Here is an 18,959-nt window from a genome sequence, read left to right as displayed (position 1 = left end):
GCCGGTTAGAGCCGGACAACATCATCATAAATGCGTCGCAATGGCTCTAACCATCTTTGTCATGGCGGGTTCCATGCACAGAAAAGTCACATTTTCCGGCCTGCCCGCTGATTCTGGGCGCGGGGAGTGCCGGCGTGCCGGCACTCCCCTATCCGCTCATGCTTTGATATTGGCAGCGTCAATCCAGCCAATATTTCCATCGTTGCGTCTGTAGACGATATTCAGATCGTCCTTGCCGGGGCTACGGAACATCAGGACGGGTTCATCGGTCATGTCGAGTGCCATCACGGCGCTGGCGACAGACATCGTCCTCAATTGTTTCGTGCTTTCGGCGACGATCGTCGGTGCATAATCCTCGGGGACCTCATCGTCCTCGAACGGCACCGAATCCATCACTGTGTAAGCCACTTCGGCAGCATTCGTACCGTTGCCGTTATGGTGATCCTTCAGCTTCCGCTTGTAGCGGCGCAGACGCTTTTCGATGCGATCCGACGCCGCGTCAAACGCAGCCTGTGGGTCGTTCGCCTGACCGTTCGCCTGCATAACCACGCCCGTATCGAGATGAAGCTTGCAGTCGGCGCTGAAGCGCGGCCCGGATTTTTCCACAGTGACCTGGCTTGAATATCCTCCGTCGAAATATTTGGTAACGGCCTGCTCGATCTGCTCGCCGATGCGAGCTCGAAACGAATCGCCGATTTCCATCTGTTTACCGGATACACGCACACTCATGGAGTTTCCTCTCTCGTTCGTGATTTGCGCAGCCAGTCTATTCCAAGCGGTCCCGTCATCCAAGCCTTTCAGGCTTGCGGGCGCGCCTCTGTCGCAGCTACCGGTCGTACCGGTCCGCTTCCGGGGCGAGCTTGTCCCCGGCAATTGCGGCGGGCTCATATCGCCTGTGTCGGAGAGAGTCAATCGAAGGTCGCAAAAAAGTTAATGCGGCTTAACTTCCGGTGCTCAGAAACCGGCGGCTTTGGCCAGCGCCCGCTTTTCCCGTCGCCGCTGTACGGAGGAGGGGATGCTCATCGCTTCGCGATATTTGGCGACAGTGCGACGGGCAAGGTCGATACCAGCCTTCTTGAGGACATCGACGATATCGTCGTCGGAAAGCACCGCTTCGGCGCTTTCCTCCTGGATCATCGCGCGGATCCGGTGGCGCACGGCTTCCGCCGAATGGCTGTCGCCGCCCTCGGCCGAGCCGATCGAGACGGTGAAGAAATATTTGAGTTCGAACAGCCCGCGCGGCGTCAGCATGTATTTGTTCGAGGTGACGCGGCTGACGGTCGATTCATGCATCTTGATCGCGTCAGCGACGGTCTTGAGGTTCAGCGGCCGTAGGTGACCGATGCCGTTGGCCAGGAACGCGTCCTGCTGGCGAACGATCTCCGTGGCGACCTTCATGATCGTTCGGGCGCGCTGGTCGAGGCTGCGTGTCAGCCAGTTGGCGTTCTGCAGGCATTCGTTGAGGAAGGCTTGGTCGGCACTGTTTTTCTGCGTCCCGCGCGAGACCTTGGCGAAATAGTCCTGGTTGACCAGCACGCGCGGCAGCGCGTCCGGATTGAGTTCGATCATCCAGGAGCCGTCGGGCGCGGCCCGCACGACGATGTCGGGCACGATCGCCTCGCTGACGCTGGTCTCGAAACTGGTTCCGGGCTTCGGATCGAGCTTGCGGATTTCCGCCAGCATGTCGATCAGGTCCTCTTCATCGACGCCGCAGATCTTCTTGAGCGTCGCGAAATCGCGCCGCGCCAGCAGTTCGAGATTGGCGAGCAGTGCCTCCATCGCCGGATCGAGGCGGTCGCGGGCGCGCAACTGGATTGCAAGACATTCGCCAAGCGAACGCGCGAAGACACCGGGCGGATCGAACTGCTGCAGCGTCAGCAATACCCGCACGACATCCGTATGCGCGGCGCCCAGCCGTTCGGCGACTTCGCCAAGGTCCGCCTGGAGATAGCCGGCGTCGTCGAGCTGATCGATAAGGTGCTGCGCGATCAGCCGATCCGAGGGGGCGGGCAGCGCAAATGGCAATTGCTCCGTGAGCGTCTCGCGCAGGCTCTTGCGGCCGGCAACGAAGTCGTCGAGGTCATAGTCTTCGCCTTCACTGCTGCCGGGCATCGATTTCCACTGGCCGAGCAGTTCCGGGGCATCGGCGCGCTGCGGTGTCGTGTCGTCCTGAAAGACATTGGCGAAGTCGGCGTCGAGTTGCTCGCCAAGCCGCTCGCTGGTCGGCGATGTCGCGCTGTCGTAGAGATCGTCCTGCGCGCCGAAGTCGTCGCCGGCAGGCTCGTCCCCGGCTGTGCTCTCGCCGCGCTCCGGCGTGCCTGGCAGATCGTCATTCGCCTGAAATTCGAGCAGCGGGTTCTTTTCGACTTCCTGGGCGATGAACTGATTGAGTTCGAGATGCGTCATCTGCAGCAGCTGGATCGACTGCATCAGCTGTGGCGTCATCACCAGGGACTGGGACTGGCGCAGATGAAGGCTGGCGGACAGTGCCATGCTGACGCGAAACTCCCGAGAAATCTCCTGGGCCGCGGTGTTTCTCCGGTCGCCGGGGTGGCCCTTATCAATTGGCCCAAAAATTGCTTATCGAGAAGGTTTGGTCAAGCGTGGTCGCGGGCGGAATCGCCCGCGAAGCGGTCTCAAAGGCTGAAATTGTCGCCGAGATAGAGCCGGCGCACGTCAGGATTGGTGACGATATCGTTGGCGCGACCATGAGTCAGCACTTCGCCGGCATGGATGATATAGGCGCGGTCGATGAGGCCGAGCGTCTCGCGGACGTTGTGGTCGGTGATCAGCACGCCGATGCCGCGCGAGGTCAGGTGACGGACAAGCGCCTGGATATCGGCGACCGAGATCGGATCGACACCGGCAAAGGGCTCGTCGAGCAACATGAAGGTCGGATCTGTCGCAAGCGCACGGGCGATTTCGAGACGCCGCCGCTCGCCGCCCGAAAGCGCAATCGCGGGGGACTTGCGCAGGTGCGTGATGTTGAACTCGCCGAGCAGGTCGTTGAGCTTGCTCTCGCGCCGCTCCAGGTTCTTGTCATGGACCTCGAGCACGGCGCGGATGTTTTCCTCGACCGTCAGCCCGCGAAAGATCGATGCTTCCTGCGGCAGGTAACCGACGCCAAGACGGGCACGCCGGTACATCGGCATGGTCGTGACGTCGTTGCCATTGATCTCGATCGAGCCTTCGTCGACCGGTACGAGGCCGGTGATCATATAGAAGCAGGTGGTTTTGCCGGCGCCGTTCGGTCCGAGCAGGCCCACGGCTTCGCCGCGCCGCACCACCAGTGAAACGCCGTTGACGACGCGGCGCTCGCGATAGGCCTTCGTCAGGCCGCGCGCGATCAGCGTGCCGTCGTAACGCGCCTTGTCGACCGCGTGTCCGGAAACAACCGCAGCTGTCGCCGACGGCTTGCGGACCCGTTTGCGCTTGTGAAGGAAGGGAAAGTGCACGAGCGATCTACGTCAGTTCTGCTTGCGGGACTTCGGGTCGAGCTGGATCTGCACGCGGCCGCCGCAGGCTTCGAGCTGAGCCTCCCCGGTTTCCATTTGGACGTTGAGCTGGCAGCCGACGAAGACGTTTTTGCCTTCCGACAACACCACCTTTTCGCCCTTCAGCACGAAGACCTGTTTCGTCATGTCGAAGGAACCGGTGTCTGCCGTTGCCTGCTGCGTGCCCGAGCTCAGGAAAACCTTCTGGCTGACCTCGATGCGGTCGATGTCGGCGTCGCCGCTCGAAACCGAGCCGCCGCCGGACTTGTAGTACACCACCATGTTGCCGGCCTGCAGCGTCGTCGTGCCCTGCACGACCTTGACGTTGCCGGTGAAGATCGCCTTGCTCTCCGGATCCTTGATTTCGAGCTTGTCGCTCTCGATCTGGATCGGCTTGTCGTTGGAGAGTTCAAGGCCCTTCATCTTGCTGGATGTGGCCTGCGCCGAAGCGCCGGAGGCAATGATCAAAGCGCCGACACCGGCAATCGCCAGGCTGGCGGAAATCTTGAAAAAAGAGGCGGTTGTGACCGACATGGAGTGCACCGGGTCCTATTTCGCGTTCTTGCGGATGGCGGTGGGCTCGACGTTCACCCTCACCATGCCCTCAAATATTACAATACGTCCCTTATCCGTCATTCGCAGCGTCTGCGCAATGATCGAACCGCCCTTCATGCTGATCGCAACGGGCTGTTTCGTTTCCATCTCGCCGGCATTGATGTCCAGATAGGCCGACTGGAAGTCGGCGTTGATGCCATTATTGACGGAAATGGTGAACGGGGCGTTCATATCGAGCGTATTGGCGCCGCGGTCGTAGATGCCGTTGGTGGCGTCCACCGTCGCGACCATCGAATCCTTCATCGGCATTTCCGCATGGATCGTCTGCAGCGTGATGATGTCAGGATTGGCGATGTCCTGGAGCGCTCGCTGGGCCTTCATCGAATAGCTGATCCCCTGCTTGTTGCGGCCGGAGATGGCCGGATTCTGCATCACGATCTTGCCGTCCTCGATCGTCGCCGTTTCGAGTTGCAGATCGACGGGCATGAAGGCCCGGACGAAGGAAACGGCGGCAAAGATCACCGCGATGACGCCGGCGACCACGGGCAGGATGACTTTCAGCCGGCGGACGCGCACGGAGTGTCTCGCGGCGAGCGCATAGGCGTCGGCGGAGCTCTCACCCGTATCGGCAAAAATGCCCGGGGCTGGCGCGTGGTTCAACATGAAAGGGCCTGTCGGTTCTACTGCTTTTATCGCTGAACCCATCAAGGGATCATATACATACAATGGTGTAAGTCGTCGCAAATATGGATATTTTTTGCTGCTGCACAATGGCGCTGCAAAAAAACTCGGGTGAAGCACGAAAACGCCAGCCGCGGCTTTCAACCGTGGCCAAGCGCGTTTATGGAATATGCCTCTGCGCGCGCAGATAGCACGTTCCCGCGGAAACTGACAGAAGCTGCGCCAACAATTCGGGAGAAACCCACATGGACGAACTCGCCATCGCCGATCGCCGCAGCCTGCGCCGGAAACTCAGTTTCTGGCGCTTTGTGGTGGCGGGGCTGCTTCTTGTGGCAGCGCTCGCGATCTTTGTCTGGTCGGGCGCTGCGGACGATGTCGGCCGCACTCGTCAGCACGTGGCTCGCGTCACCATTAGTGGTCTGATCCAGGACGACCGGGAGCTTCTCGATCGCCTCCAGAAGATCGCCGACAACGACAGCGTCAAAGCACTGGTCGTCACCATTTCGTCCCCGGGCGGCACCACCTATGGCGGCGAAGTGATCTACAAGGCGATCCGCAAGGTTGCCGCCAAGAAGCCCGTTGTCTCCGATGTGCGCACGCTCGCCGCTTCTGCGGGTTACATGATTGCGCTCGCAGGCGACACGATCGTCGCGGGCGAAAGCTCGATCACCGGCTCCATCGGTGTCATCTTCCAGTATCCGCAGATCAAGGACCTGATGGACAAGCTCGGCGTGTCGCTGGAATCGATCAAGTCGCGGCCGCTGAAGGCGGAGCCGTCGCCCTTCCATCCGGCGAGCGACGAGGCGAAGGCGATGATCCAGTCGATGATCGATGACAGCTATGCCTGGTTTGTCGACCTGGTTGCCGAGCGCCGCAAGCTTCAGCGCCCCGAGGCGCTGCTGCTCGCCGACGGCCGCATTTTCACCGGCCGCCAGGCGCTGAAGGCGAAGCTCGTCGACACGCTTGGCGGCGAGGACGAAATTCGCGCCTTTCTGACGGAGAAAAAGGTATCGAAGGACCTGCCGATCGTCGATTGGGAAGCACCGCGCAAGACCCTGCCTTTTGGCCTCGGCGCGCTGGTCGGCAACTGGATCAAGATGTTGGGATATGACGCTTTTCCGGCAATGAGCGGCCTCGAAAAAATTGCGGGCGACAAGTTGTTTCTTGACGGTCTTGTTTCCGTTTGGCAGGTTGATGGCCAATGAGGAAGGCGACATATACCCAGCCTGAGCCGTGAGGAGTTGGCGGCGTTTTTGCAAGCGTCGTCGATATTCTTGCAGCAATCACAATGCAGACCGAAAAAGCAAAACAAACAAGAATTTGAGGGGGCGACAGTGATCAAGTCAGAACTGGTGCAGATTGTTGCAGCTCGCAATCCGCATCTCTATCACCGCGATGTCGAAAACATCGTCAATGCGGTTCTCGATGAGATCACGGACGCGCTCGCGTCAGGCAACCGGGTCGAACTGCGCGGCTTCGGTGCCTTCTCCGTCAAGAACCGGCCGTCGCGTTCCGGGCGCAACCCGCGCACCGGCGATTCCGTCTTCGTCGAGGAAAAGTGGGTGCCGTTCTTCAAAACCGGCAAGGAATTGCGCGAGCGCCTTAATCCCGGCATGAATGGTGACGACGAAGACTGATCGTCTTTCTCGGTCTCAGCGGCCTGGCGCAATGGACGCCCGTCGTCCCGCGTGGCCAACGGAAACCACGCGGCCGCTCGCAAGCTGGAGCGCTTGAATGTTCAAGAAACTGATCAATATCGTTGTTCTCATTCCGGTTGGCGTGATCCTGATCGTTCTCAGCGTCGCCAATCGCCAGAGCGTGACGCTGGCACTGAACCCTTTCCGTCCGGAAGACAGCGTGCTTTCGGTCAGCGCGCCCTTCTTCGTCTTCCTGTTCCTTGCCGTCATCGTCGGCATGATCCTCGGTGCGGCAGCGACCTGGTTCAGCCAGGGCAAGTACCGTCGCCGTGCGCGCACCGAGGCGAACGAAGCGGTGAAGTGGCATCGCGAAGCCGAGAAGCATCGCAGCCAGGCTGAAAAGCTCGCCACTCAGGCAACGTTGGCTGCCCCTCAGAACTGAACGCTTGACTTGACGCTGCGGAGTGGCGAGCCGTTCAGCTCGCCGCTTCCGCGGTACCGCTGACGGCGGCGCCGAAGTCGGTGAAGAACTGCTGGGCCAGCTTCTTTGCGGTCGAATCGATGAGGCGCGAGCCGAGCTGGGCGAGCTTGCCGCCGATCTCTGCCTTGACGTCGTAACGCAGCACCGTGTCTGCGCCATCCTCCGTCAAGGTGACGTCGGCGCCCCCCTTGGCAAAGCCGGCGATCCCGCCCTTTCCTTCGCCCGAGATCGTGTAGCCCTCTGGTGGATTGAGATTGGAGAGCATGACGTTGCCGGTGAAGGAGGCAGAGACCGGGCCGATCTTGATCTTCACAACCGCTGCAAGCTCGGTCGGCGACGTCATCTCCAGCGACTGACAGCCGGGGATGCACCGTTTCAGGATTTCCGGATCGTTGAGGCCGCGCCACACCGCGTCGCGCCCAGCCGAAATCCGCTCTTCGCCGGTCATGTCCATGCGCTTTCCTCCCATTGCAGTTCCGCGCATCGGCATCGACGCGCCAAGGTCGCTGTAACACACTAGGCCTGCTGCAGAATTTTGTCCCCAAGCCGGTTCCGGCCCAAGGAAATTCGCGGCGGGTTCTCCCGCGCCGATCTTCGCAAAACGGAAACGACTTTGCCAAGTGCATCAGCGATGCTATTTGCACCTTCAATAGATGCCGCGGCTGAAGGCTGCGGCGACAAACCTCATGGCGTCCGCCGGCTCGCGCTCGACACTGCGAAGGGCAGGCGGCACATGCACTAACAAGTCCAGGGATCTCAGCGTGAAGGAAAAGGACCGGCGGTCGAAGAATGCCTCCGTGACGACGGCCAAGGGCCGCGGCGCCGAGGCGCGTGGCGGCGGTCGCCACGAGCAGAAGCGTCCGGCACCGCCGAAGGGCGGCGGCTTCAAGGAACGGCCGGCTCGCCCGGCGGAAGCGCAGGCCGCCGAGACACGCGACAGGCCCGCCAAGCAGGCACCCGTGCAGGAAACACCTGTACGGGCGATCGCCCGGCGAACCGGCGAAAAGCCGGCCGAGCGCGTGCCGCTCATTCTCGAGACCGTGGGCGCTTCCGGCTACCATCTGATCGACAGCGGCGCCGGCGAGAAGCTCGAACAATACGGTCCCTATCGCATCGTGCGTCCCGAGGCGCAGGCGCTCTGGCCGCGCAGCCTGGCGGACGGCGTCTGGGAAAAAGCCGACGCGATTTTCACAGGCGACACCGACGAGGACGGCATGGGCCGCTGGCGCTTTCCGGGCGCCGTGCTCGGCGAAACCTGGCCGATGCAGCTTCTCGGAACCGATTTCCACGGCCGCTTCACCTCGTTCCGCCATGTCGGCGTCTTCCCCGAACAGCTCGCGCACTGGAGCTGGGTCAAGGACCAGGTGCAAGCTGCAGGGCGGCCGCTCAAGGTTCTGAACCTCTTCGGCTATACCGGGGTCGCCTCGCTGATCGCCGCCAGGGCCGGCGCCGAGGTCACCCATGTCGACGCTTCGAAGAAGGCGATCGGCTGGGCACGCGAGAACCAGCAGCTGGCGCGGGCCGACAAGCTGCCGATCCGCTGGATCTGCGACGACGCAATGAAGTTCATCCAGCGCGAAGAGCGCCGCGGCAGCCGCTACGACATCATTCTGACCGACCCGCCGAAGTTCGGCCGTGGTCCGAATGGCGAGGTCTGGCAGCTTTTTGATCACCTGGCGGCGATGCTCGACATCTGCCGCGAGATCCTCTCGCCGGAGGCGCGCGGCCTGGTGCTGACCGCCTATTCCATCCGGGCGAGCTTCTATTCGATCCATGAACTGATGCGCGAGACGATGCGCGGCCGCGGCGGCCGGGTGGAATCGGGCGAGCTCATCATCCGCGAGGGCGGGCTTGACGGACGCGAGCCGGGCAGGGCGCTTTCGACCTCTCTCTTCAGCCGCTGGGTACCGCAATGACGAACGACAGAAGCGAACACGGCGCCGGTCGTGTGGGTCAGGTAAAGGAGGTCACGAGCCTCACCAACCCGATCATCAAGGATATCCGCGCGCTGGCACAGAAGAAGCATCGCGACGAGACGCGGTCCTTCATGGCCGAAGGCCTGAAGCTGGTGATCGACGCGCTCGATCTCGGCTGGAAGATCAAGACGCTGATCTATGCCAAGGCGGCCAAGGGCAAGCCGCATGTGGAGCAGGTGGCGGCGAAGACCTTCGCCAAGGGTGGTCTGGTGCTCGAGGTCAGCGAGAAGGTGCTGACGACGATCACCCGGCGCGACAATCCTCAGATGGTCGTCGGTATCTTCGAGCAGCGCTACCAGGCGCTAAAGGATCTGAAGCCGCAACTGGGAGAAACCTATGTGGCGCTGGACCGGGTGCGCGATCCCGGCAACCTCGGCACGATCATCCGCACGGCCGATGCCGCCGGTGCCTCCGGCATCATTCTCGTCGGCGAGACCACCGACCCGTTTTCGCTTGAAACCGTGCGCGCCACCATGGGCTCGGTCTTCGCGATGCCGGTGGCACGCGCCAGCGTGGACGACTTCATCCGCTGGCAGAAATCCGCCGGCGTGAAGGTGGTTGCCACCCATCTCGCCGGCGCCGTCGATTACCGCACCATCGATTACAAGTCGAAGCCCGTGGTGATCCTTATGGGCAACGAACAGGCGGGTCTGCCGGAGGAGCTTGCCCGTGAGGCAGGTGCGCTCGCACGCATCCCGCAGGCCGGACGCGCCGATTCACTCAACCTTGCGATCGCTACCGGCATCATGCTGTTCGAGGCGCGCCGTCATCTGCTGACGCTGGACGCCCGCGCATGAGCGAGAGGCAGGTTCTGTTTTCGCGGCCGCTGCCGATCGCGGTCTTCATCCTTCTCGCGCTCATCGCCGATCAGTTGATCAAGTATCTGGTCGAGATCTACCTGCCCTTCAATCAGGCGGTCCACGTCGTGCCGATGCTGGCGCTTTACCGTACCTACAACTATGGCGTCGCCTTCTCGATGCTGTCGGGCATGGAAGGCTGGTTCATCGTCGGCATGCGGCTTGCCGTCGTCGCTTTCGTGCTCTGGCTCTGGAAGCGCACGCCGAAGGACCGGTTCTTTGCGCATTTCGGCTACGCGCTGATCATCGCCGGCGCACTCGGCAACCTCGTCGACCGGCTGATCTTCGGCTACGTGATCGACTACATCCTTTTCTATACCGAAACATGGTCCTTCGCCGTCTTCAATCTGGCCGATACCTTCATCACCATCGGCGCCGGAGCCATCATCCTTGACGAACTGCTGCACGCGAAAAAGGCCGATCGTTAAGATTTTACCGGTGCATTGAAGCCATTCGGAACGCTTGTCGTGTTAGCCGGATTGCATGAGCGAACCGTCACGATTGCTGGAGCGGATCGAATCCGGCTTCCGGACAGGAAGCCGGACGGGTGACGCGCCGCCGGTGGCTCCGCTCCCTGTCGAGGTATCGCCTCCGGCTCACGAGCAGGAAGCACCCGTCAAGGGCAAGCGCCATGCGGTCAATCAGGCGTCGCTGGCATTGCTCGGCCTTGTCGCCTCCGGTCTCATTCTCGTCATCGGCATGAGCGCCGGCTTTTACCTGTTTTCCGCAGCGATTGCGGCGGCAGGCTCTGTCGGCGTGTTCCTGCTCGTCGTCGAAGCCATACGGTCGTTCGATGGCAGGCAGGCAGGCGACGAAGCGGACCGGGATCGCGATTGGCATCGCTCCGAGACGTCGGCGTTGCTCTCGACCATTCACGATGCGCTGGGTGACCTCGCGATCATGCGCGGCATGGACGGAAAGATCGTTCATGCCAACGCGGTCTTCCATCAGGTCTGCGGCCACTCCGATGTCCACGGCCTCGATTGCGCGGCGCTTGGCCTGAGCTTCGAGCCAAAGGCTGCGCCCAATCACTATCTGGTCCGGATTGCCGCATCGGACGGCGTGCGCCTTTACGACTGGCACGACGTGATCGCCCGCGATCCGGCAAGTGGCAGGCTCATGCGCCACAGCATCGCGCGCGACGTCACCGAGGAGGCCGCGGCGGCGCGTGAGCGCGAAGCGGCGCGCCGGCGGGCAGAGGAGGCGAGCAAGGCGAAGTCGAGGCTTCTCGCCACAGTCAGCCATGAGATCCGTACGCCGCTTTCCGGCATCCTCGGCGTGAGCCACCTGCTCGGCCAGACCCGGCTGTCGAGCGAGCAGAAGAACTACCTCGCCGGCATGCAGCAGTCCGGCCATGCGCTGGTCCAGCTCGTCGAGGACCTGATCGATTTCTCGTCGCTGTCGGCCGGTCGCTTCCAGTTTCGCCCGACCCGACAGGATCCGCGTGGCGTCATCGAGAGCGTGGTGGAAATGCTCTCCAACCGGGCGCATGAGAAAGGCATCGAGATCGGTGCCACGGTCGCCGTCGATGTGCCCGCTGAGATGGCCTTCGATGCGGCGCGCCTGCGCCAGGTGCTCTTCAACGTGATCGGCAATGCGGTGAAGTTCACCGAGGTCGGCGGCGTCTTTGTCGGCGCCGATACGGTCGACGAATGCGTGCGGATCCGGATCGACGACACCGGTCCGGGCATGTCGCCTGACGACCTGAAGCGCATTTTCGAGGAGTTCGAGCAGGCCGGAAACGACGAACAGCGGGCGAAGGGCACCGGCCTTGGCCTCGCCATCTCCCGCAGGATCATGCAGGCCTGCGGTGGCAGCCTTACGGCCGCAAGCGCGCCGGGACGCGGCAGCCGTTTCGAAATTCGTCTGCCATTTGCCGAGATCGAGGCGGTCGCACCGGAGCGCCGGTCGTGCCTTGCGGGCTCGCATGTCCTGGTGATGGCGCCCGATGGTCCGGCCTCGGCGGCGCTCGCCGCGACGATCGCGACACTCGGCGGGCGGTGCCATCGTGCCACCACGCTTGCCGCGGCCCAGCATGTCCTTGCGGACGTGCTCGCCGGCGGCGCGCCGCTGACGGACGTGATCGTCGACCACCGCCATGCCCAGCAATACAAGCAGCTTCTTTCCCTGCAGCCGTCCGTTGCACGGCTGGAGGTGCGGCGCACCTATCTGATCAATCCGGAGGAGCGCAACAGCCACCCCGTCAACCAGATGGACGGCTACGAGGCATGGCTGATCCGGCCGCTGCGCGAAAAGTCCCTGGTCGAGGTGCTGCTCGGTCGCCTGAAGGGTATCGAGAAACGCGACGCGATCAACGACAACCGGCCCGTTCTGCGAGAGGAGCCTGCGACCACGCCTGTTTACAACAGGGCGAATGGGATCCTGCTGGCCGAAGACGATCCGGTCAACGCGCTGATCGTTCGCACCGTGCTCCAGCGCTCGGGGTATTCGGTCCGCCTTGTCAGCGACTTCGGCGCCGTTGCTGAGGCCCTGCATGCGCCCGGCCAGCGCTCGCTTCCGGAGCTGCTGGTGACCGATCTCAACATGCCGGGTGGCGACGGCCTTTCGCTGCTGCAGCACCTGCGCGCCGATGAGGCCGCGCGATCCGCGCCCCGGCTGCCCGTCATCGTCCTGACGTCGGATGTTCGTGCCGACATGCGCGAAAGGCTGATGGGCGCCGGCGCCGACTTCGTGTTGTCGAAGCCCGCCGATCCGCAGCTGCTGACATCGGAGATCGCCCGCCTGCTGCGCGAACGGTAACTTCGGCAGTGGTAACCGTAACCATCGGGGCGTGGGGGTTGTATGCCGCTTTCATGTCACTATGTTGTTGCAGAAACGTGGTCTAAGCCCGGCAGATAGAATTGATTCGGGATGACGCGGATGGCCATCGAGCTACTGGATTCAGCGAACGTGGTTGACACTTCTCAGGCTTGCATCGGCAAGAAGGCTGCCGCCCCGACGACTGACGTTCTTGGCAGGATCGCCAATCTCGAGACGCGCCTGGCACGGACGGCATCGGAGATCGATGCCGCCCAGGCCGTACGCTACAAGGTTTTCGTCGAAGAGATGAATGCGCAGGTTGGCGCCGAAGCCGACCGCCGCAAGCGCGACATCGACAGCTGGGACGCGATCTGCGATCACCTTCTGGTTCTCGATACCTCGATCGAGGGCGATGCCGAGGATCAGATCGTCGGCACCTATCGCTTGCTCCGCCAGGACGTGGCCGAGCGCTCGGGCGGTTTCTACTCGGCTTCCGAATTTGCCATCGACCAGCTTCTCGCTCGCCATCCGACCAAGCGCTTCATGGAGCTTGGCCGTTCCTGCGTGTTGCCGGACTACCGTACCAAGCGGACGGTGGAACTGCTTTGGCAGGGAAACTGGGCCTACGCCCTCAAATACGGCATGGACGCCATGTTCGGCTGCGGTTCGTTCCCCGGCGTGGTGCCGGCCGAGCATGCGCTGGCGCTTTCCTTCCTGCATCACAACATCCGCGCCCGTGACGAATGGGCCGTGAGCGCACGTCCGGAACTGCATCGGACCATGGATTTGATGCCGGCCGAGGCGATCAATGCGAAAAAGGCGCTCGGCGCCCTGCCGCCGCTGATCAAGGGCTATATGCGTCTGGGCGCAATGGTCGGCGACGGCGCGGTGGTCGATCATGCATTCCGCACGACGGATGTTTTGATCGTGCTGCCGATCAGCAATATCTCCGGCCGTTATCTCAATTATTACGGCGCAGACGCAGGGCGGTTCGCGACCTCCGTCTCCTGACGGGCGCGCGACTGGATTAACCAAGTCTTAATGACGAGTTTGACTTTCGAGACTGAAAGAGAGACTTGTATTGTCAAGTTATTCTCTAATTTCATCACGAGAGAATAGAGAAAATAACGGAGGAATGGCCGATCATTTCCGGAGGTTGGCCGGCATGAAATCCCAAATCCTCCGTCTTTCATTACCTGAAACGTAGTTCGGTTGCCTGATTATGAGCTCGCTTCTTCTCTCCAGGGGATGCGGGCTCTTCTTTTTATAACTTGTAGCGATTTGTTACTATTTCGGCAGACCTGGCGACTTTGAGTGCCAGGCCTGCGCCAAAATAGTACATCCGTCGGTGTCACATGCCGGCGTTGTAGGCGGCAATCGCCGCCATGTTGACGATGTCGGAATCCTTGGCCGACATCGAGACGATCTGGATCGACTTGTCGAAGCCGACGAGCAGGGGACCAATCACCGTCGAGCCGCCGAGTTCCTGCAGCATCTTGGTCGAGATCGACGCCGAGTGGAACGCCGGCATGACGAGCACGTTGGCGGTGCCGGAGAGGCGGCAGAACGGATATTGCTCCATGACGCGGGCGTTGAGCGCCACGTCCGCCGCCATTTCCCCGTCATATTCGAAGTCGACGCGGCGCTTGTCGAGGATGTTGACCGCTTCGCGCACCCGCTCGGAGCGTTCGCCCGAGGGGTGGCCGAAGGTGGAATAGGCGAGCATCGCCACGCGCGGCACGTAACCGAGCCGTTTGGCGAGGCCGGCTGCCTCCTCGGCGATATCGGCAAGCTCCTCCGAAGAGGGCATGTCGTGCACTGCCGTGTCGGCGACGAGCACGGTGCGGCCGCGGCAGAGCGCGATCGAGACGCCGATGACACGATGGCCCGGCTTCGGATCGATGCAGCGGCGCACGTCCTCGAGGGCGGTCGAATAGTTGCGGGTGAGGCCCGTCACCATCCCGTCGGCGTCACCGAGTGCCACCATGCAGGCGGCGAAGTGGTTGCGGTCGTTGTTGATCAGGCGCTGGGCGTCGCGGAAGAGGAAGCCCTTCCGCTGCAGGCGGGCATAGAGATAGTCCGTATAGGCGCCGACGCGCTTGGAAAGGCGTGCATTGACGATCTGGATGCCGGGGCGGTCTAGGTCGATGCCCTCGCGCTCCGCCGTCTCGCGCATGCGCTCCTCGCGGCCGAGCAGGATGGCGGTGCCGAGCTGCTGGTTGGCATAGGCGATCGCCGAGCGCATGACCTGCACCTCTTCGCCTTCGGCAAAGACAATGCGCTTCGGCTGGCGCCGGACGCGTTCGTAGATACGCTGCAGCGTCGAGGCGATCGGGTCGCGGCGGGCGGAAAGCTGACGGCCATAGGCTTCGAGATCGGTGATCGGCTTCTGCGCGACGCCGCTTTCCATCGCAGCCTTGGCGACCGCCATCGGGATCGACGAGATCAGCCGCGGATCGAAGGGGACCGGGATGATGTATTGCGCGCCGAAGCGTGGACGGTTGCCCTGGTAGGCGGCCGCAACATCATCAGGCACATCTTCCTTGGCAAGGCTTGCCAGCGCTTCAGCCGCCGCGATCTTCATCGCGTCGTTGATCGTCGAGGCGCGCACGTCGAGCGCGCCGCGGAAGATATAGGGGAAACCAAGCACGTTGTTGACCTGGTTCGGATAGTCCGAACGGCCGGTCGCGACGATCGCGTCGTCACGGATGCGGGCGACTTCCTCCGGCGTGATTTCCGGATCCGGGTTGGCCATGGCGAAGATGATCGGCCGCGGTGCCATCGAGCGGACCATGTCTTCCGAAAGCGCACCCTTGGCCGAAAGGCCGAAGACCACGTCTGCGCCCTCGAGCGCTTCTGCGAGGGTGCGGCGGTCGGTCTTGACCGCGTGCGCCGACTTCCACTGGTTCATGCCTTCGGTGCGACCCTCGAAGATCACGCCCTTGGTGTCGCAAAGGATGATGTTTTCCGAATTGAAGCCCATCGACTTGATGAGCTCGATGCAGGCGATGGCAGCAGCACCCGCGCCGTTGCAGACGAGCTTCGTCGTCTTGAAGTCGCGGCCGGTCAAAGCCAGCGCATTGATCAGGCCGGCAGCGGCAATGATCGCGGTGCCGTGCTGGTCGTCGTGGAACACCGGGATGTCCATGACCTCGCGCAGCTTCTGCTCGATGATGAAACAGTCCGGGGCCTTGATGTCCTCGAGGTTGATGCCACCGAAGGACGGCCCCAGGAAGCGCACGCAGTTGATGAACTCGTCGACGTTCTCGGTATCGACTTCGAGGTCGATGGAATCGACGTCGGCGAAGCGCTTGAACAGCACCGCCTTGCCTTCCATGACCGGCTTGGAGGCAAGCGCCCCGAGGTTGCCGAGGCCGAGGATGGCGGTGCCGTTCGAGATGACGGCGACCATGTTGCCGCGCGTCGTGTAGTCATAGGCGGTGCTGGGGTCCTCGGCGATCGCCTTCACCGGCACCGCGACACCCGGCGAATAGGCAAGCGACAGGTCGCGCTGGGTCGCCATGGCCTTGGTGGGGGAAATCTCCAGCTTTCCGGGACGACCCTGCGAGTGAAAATCGAGCGCTTCTTGCGCGGTGACGCTCGTCATTGTGCGATCGGTCTTGTCGGTGGCCGGCATGTTTCCTCTATCCTCCTGTGGGCGAGCCTTGCGGCGCGCCTCTTTATGGTTGTCGTCTACAATTGCTTGGGGATAGTGTGCCATCTCTTTTTTCGGAACAATCATGAATTTCGTGACAGACCAATCGAACCGCGCCGGGGAGGTGTTGTCCGCAGCCGAACTGGCGAGCGAGGAAAGCCGTTCCACGGCCACGCCGATGATGGAACAGTTCATCGAGATCAAGGCGAACAACCCGGATTCGCTGCTGTTCTACCGCATGGGCGACTTCTACGAGCTGTTCTTCCAGGACGCGGTCGAAGCGTCGCGCGCGCTCGGCATCACGCTGACGAAGCGCGGCCAGCACATGGGACAGGAAATCCCGATGTGCGGCGTACCGGTGCATGCCGCCGACGATTATCTGCAGAAGCTGATCGGCCTCGGCTTCCGCGTCGCCGTCTGCGAGCAGGTCGAAGACCCGGCGGAGGCCAAGAAGCGCGGCGGCAAGTCGGTGGTGCGCCGCGACGTCGTGCGCCTGGTGACACCGGGCACGATCACCGAAGAGAAGCTGCTGTCGCCGTCGGAGACCAACTACCTGATGGCGCTGGCGCGCATCAAGAGCGGGTCCGAACCCGCTTACGCGCTTGCCTGGATCGATATCTCCACCGGCATCTTCCGGCTGGCCGAGACCGCCGAAAGCCGGCTGCTCGCCGATATCCTGCGCATCGAGCCGCGCGAACTGATCCTTGCCGATACGGTGTTTCACGATCCGGAATTGAGGCCCGTCTTCGACGTGCTCGGCCGCGTGGCCGTGCCGCAGCCGGCGGTGCTGTTCGACAGCGCGACGGCCGAGGGCCGCATTAGCCGCTATTTCGGCGTCAAGACGCTCGACGGCTTCGGCACATTCTCGCGCGCCGAATTGGCCGCCGCTTCGGCTGCGATCTCCTATGTCGAGAAGACCCAGCTTGCCGAACGTCCGGCGCTCGGCACCCCCGAGCGCGAAAGTGCCGCCTCGACGCTGTTCATCGATCCGGCGACCCGCGCCAACCTTGAACTGGTCAAGACACTCTCCGGCGCGCGCGAGGGCACGCTGCTGAAGGCGCTCGACCGCACGGTGACGAGCGGCGGCGCCCGGCTTCTCGCCGAGCGGCTGATGTCGCCGCTGACCGATCCGGACCGTATCAACCAGCGCCTCGACTCGATCGAGATCCTTGCGGATCAGCCTTCCTTCGCAGGCGACCTGCGCGACGCGCTGCGCCGTGCGCCGGATATGCCGCGCGCCCTGTCGCGGCTGGCGCTCGGCCGCGGCGGCCCCCGTGATCTCGGCGCCATCCAGGCCGGCTTGCATGCGTCCGCGTCGATATCGCGCCGGATGGCGGCCGGCACGCTATCGGATGAGCTGAAGGAAGCACGCGCCGCGATCGACGCACTGCCCGCCGGTCTGCTCGGCCTGCTCGATGCCACCCTTGGCGAGGAATTGCCGCTGCTGAAGCGTGACGGCGGTTTCGTATGTGAAGGCGCCAATGCCGAGCTCGACGAAGTCCGGGCGCTACGCGACCAGTCGCGCCGGGTGATCGCCGGGTTGCAGCTGCAATATTCCGAAGAGACCGGCATCAAGTCGCTGAAGATCAAGCACAACAACGTGCTTGGCTATTTCATCGAGGTGACGGCCGGCAATGCCGGGTCGATGACCGATACGGATGCCGGCCGCGCCCGTTTCATCCATCGCCAGACCATGGCCAATGCCATGCGCTTCACCACGACGGAACTGGCCGAACTCGAAAGCAAGATTGCCAACGCCGCCGACCGGGCGCTGTCGATCGAGATCGAAGCCTTTGACGCCATGACGGCCGAGGTCGTTGCGGCTGCGGAGACCCTCAAGGCGGCGGCATTGGCGCTTGCGACCGTCGATGTATCGGTCGGCCTCGCCGTGCTCGCCGAGGAGCAGGCCTATGCCCGCCCCACTGTTGACCGCTCGCGCATGTTCGCGATCGACGGCGGCCGCCATCCGGTGGTCGAGCAGGCGCTGAAGCGCCAGGCAAGCAATGCCTTCGTCGCCAATGGCTGCGATCTCTCGCCGCCCGAGGGCGAGGAGGGCGGCGCGATCTGGCTGCTCACCGGTCCCAACATGGGCGGTAAGTCGACCTTCCTGCGCCAGAATGCGCTGATCGCGATCATGGCGCAGATGGGGACTTTCGTTCCCGCCGCAAGCGCCCATATCGGCATCGTCGACCGGCTCTTCTCCCGTGTCGGCGCCTCCGACGATCTGGCGCGCGGCCGCTCGACCTTCATGGTGGAGATGGTCGAGACGGCGGCGATCCTCAACCAGGCGACCGACCGCTCGCTGGTGATCCTCGACGAGATCGGTCGTGGCACCGCCACATTCGACGGCCTGTCGATCGCCTGGGCGGCGGTCGAGCATCTGCATGAGGCCAATCGCTGCCGCGGCCTCTTTGCCACCCACTTTCATGAGCTGACGGTGCTTTCGGAAAAGCTCGGTCGCCTGTCGAACGCGACCATGCGCGTCAAGGAATGGCACGGCGACGTGATCTTCCTGCATGAGGTGGGGCCTGGTGCCGCCGACCGGTCCTACGGCATCCAGGTCGCTCGCCTTGCCGGCCTGCCGGCCTCGGTGGTGGCGCGTGCCAAGGATGTGCTTGCCAAGCTCGAGGATGCCGACCGCAAGAACCCGGCCAGCCAGTTGATCGATGATCTGCCGTTGTTCCAGGTGGCGATCCGCCGCGAAGAGGTGAAGGCCGCAGGTCCGTCCAAGGTCGAAGAGGCGTTGAAGACGCTGAACCCAGACGACATGACGCCGCGCGAAGCGCTCGACGCGCTCTATGCGCTGAAGAAGGAACTGAGCGCCGTCAAGGCGGGATGAGGAAAAGTGTGTGCGGTTTTCCGC

At 62.9% G+C, this 18,959-nt stretch carries 16 protein-coding genes; 9 read left to right on the top strand and 7 right to left on the bottom strand.

What is annotated here, in order from left to right; translation table 11 throughout:
- Positions 1–156: 156 nt before the first annotated feature.
- The 5 genes from hpf to lptC all read right to left on the bottom strand — a co-directional run bounded on the left by hpf (position 157) and on the right by lptC (position 4,712).
- Complete coding sequence (hpf, locus tag ACTJKE_RS17895; protein WP_057247992.1) at positions 157–729, bottom strand: ribosome hibernation-promoting factor, HPF/YfiA family; 573 nt, start codon at positions 727–729, stop codon at positions 157–159.
- A gap of 225 nt (positions 730–954) precedes the next feature.
- Complete coding sequence (gene rpoN, locus ACTJKE_RS17890; RefSeq protein WP_057247993.1) at positions 955–2,493, bottom strand: RNA polymerase factor sigma-54; 1,539 nt, start codon at positions 2,491–2,493, stop codon at positions 955–957.
- Between the two features lie 143 nt (positions 2,494–2,636).
- Positions 2,637–3,455 (bottom strand): LPS export ABC transporter ATP-binding protein, encoded by an 819-nt coding sequence (lptB, locus tag ACTJKE_RS17885; RefSeq protein ID WP_057247994.1) that lies wholly within the window; start codon positions 3,453–3,455, stop codon positions 2,637–2,639.
- A gap of 12 nt (positions 3,456–3,467) precedes the next feature.
- Positions 3,468–4,028: an LptA/OstA family protein gene (locus ACTJKE_RS17880; RefSeq protein WP_057247995.1), complete on the bottom strand. Its 561-nt coding sequence runs from the start codon at positions 4,026–4,028 to the stop codon at positions 3,468–3,470.
- A gap of 15 nt (positions 4,029–4,043) precedes the next feature.
- A complete protein-coding gene (lptC, locus tag ACTJKE_RS17875; RefSeq protein ID WP_057247996.1) occupies positions 4,044–4,712 on the bottom strand; it encodes an LPS export ABC transporter periplasmic protein LptC in 669 nt (222 codons plus the stop codon).
- Between the two features lie 263 nt (positions 4,713–4,975).
- Between lptC and sppA the strand changes: the two genes are divergently transcribed.
- The 3 genes from sppA to ACTJKE_RS17860 all read left to right on the top strand — a co-directional run bounded on the left by sppA (position 4,976) and on the right by ACTJKE_RS17860 (position 6,809).
- Entirely contained in the window at positions 4,976–5,935 is a 960-nt protein-coding gene (gene sppA / locus ACTJKE_RS17870) for a signal peptide peptidase SppA (protein WP_057247997.1), read from the top strand.
- A 129-nt stretch (positions 5,936–6,064) separates the two neighbouring features.
- Positions 6,065–6,367, top strand: coding sequence for an integration host factor subunit beta (locus ACTJKE_RS17865; protein ID WP_057247998.1), 303 nt, complete (start codon positions 6,065–6,067; stop codon positions 6,365–6,367).
- A gap of 97 nt (positions 6,368–6,464) precedes the next feature.
- Positions 6,465–6,809 carry a hypothetical protein gene (locus ACTJKE_RS17860; protein ID WP_058323665.1) on the top strand — a complete coding sequence of 115 codons (345 nt, stop codon included), beginning with the start codon at positions 6,465–6,467 and terminating at the stop codon, positions 6,807–6,809.
- Between the two features lie 34 nt (positions 6,810–6,843).
- Here the strand turns inward: ACTJKE_RS17860 and ACTJKE_RS17855 are convergent, their stop codons facing one another.
- Positions 6,844–7,302 (bottom strand): SRPBCC family protein, encoded by a 459-nt coding sequence (locus ACTJKE_RS17855; protein WP_058329099.1) that lies wholly within the window; start codon positions 7,300–7,302, stop codon positions 6,844–6,846.
- 307 nt (positions 7,303–7,609) lie between these two features.
- On the opposite strand from ACTJKE_RS17855, the gene ACTJKE_RS17850 reads away from it, so the two are divergent.
- The 5 genes from ACTJKE_RS17850 to ACTJKE_RS17830 all read left to right on the top strand — a co-directional run bounded on the left by ACTJKE_RS17850 (position 7,610) and on the right by ACTJKE_RS17830 (position 13,452).
- Complete coding sequence (locus tag ACTJKE_RS17850) at positions 7,610–8,764, top strand: class I SAM-dependent rRNA methyltransferase (RefSeq protein WP_058329134.1); 1,155 nt, start codon at positions 7,610–7,612, stop codon at positions 8,762–8,764.
- Complete coding sequence (locus ACTJKE_RS17845) at positions 8,761–9,621, top strand: TrmH family RNA methyltransferase (protein WP_057248001.1); 861 nt, start codon at positions 8,761–8,763, stop codon at positions 9,619–9,621. Before ACTJKE_RS17850 ends, ACTJKE_RS17845 begins: the two co-directional genes overlap by 4 nt.
- Positions 9,618–10,109 carry a signal peptidase II gene (lspA, locus tag ACTJKE_RS17840; RefSeq protein ID WP_057248002.1) on the top strand — a complete coding sequence of 164 codons (492 nt, stop codon included), beginning with the start codon at positions 9,618–9,620 and terminating at the stop codon, positions 10,107–10,109. The genes ACTJKE_RS17845 and lspA overlap by 4 nt, the downstream gene beginning before the upstream one ends.
- A gap of 55 nt (positions 10,110–10,164) precedes the next feature.
- On the top strand, positions 10,165–12,441 hold the full coding sequence (locus ACTJKE_RS17835) for a hybrid sensor histidine kinase/response regulator (protein ID WP_057248003.1): 2,277 nt from the start codon (positions 10,165–10,167) through the stop codon (positions 12,439–12,441).
- Positions 12,442–12,561: 120 nt separating this feature from the next.
- The gene (locus ACTJKE_RS17830; protein WP_057248004.1) at positions 12,562–13,452 is read left to right on the top strand and encodes a GNAT family N-acetyltransferase; all 891 of its coding nucleotides are present in this window, start codon (positions 12,562–12,564) and stop codon (positions 13,450–13,452) included.
- 340 nt (positions 13,453–13,792) lie between these two features.
- Here ACTJKE_RS17830 and ACTJKE_RS17825 read toward each other — a convergent pair whose 3' ends face one another.
- Positions 13,793–16,078 carry an NADP-dependent malic enzyme gene (locus ACTJKE_RS17825; RefSeq protein WP_057248005.1) on the bottom strand — a complete coding sequence of 762 codons (2,286 nt, stop codon included), beginning with the start codon at positions 16,076–16,078 and terminating at the stop codon, positions 13,793–13,795.
- A 103-nt stretch (positions 16,079–16,181) separates the two neighbouring features.
- Between ACTJKE_RS17825 and mutS the strand changes: the two genes are divergently transcribed.
- Positions 16,182–18,935: a DNA mismatch repair protein MutS gene (mutS, locus tag ACTJKE_RS17820; RefSeq protein WP_058329098.1), complete on the top strand. Its 2,754-nt coding sequence runs from the start codon at positions 16,182–16,184 to the stop codon at positions 18,933–18,935.
- The last annotated feature ends 24 nt before the right edge of the window (positions 18,936–18,959 follow it).

The sequence above is a fragment of the Ensifer sp. 22521 genome, from assembly GCF_052044795.1.
Lineage (GTDB): Bacteria > Pseudomonadota > Alphaproteobacteria > Rhizobiales > Rhizobiaceae > Ensifer.
The sequence above is the reverse complement of the archived record's forward strand: the minus strand, read 5'-3'. Positions and strand labels throughout refer to the sequence as shown.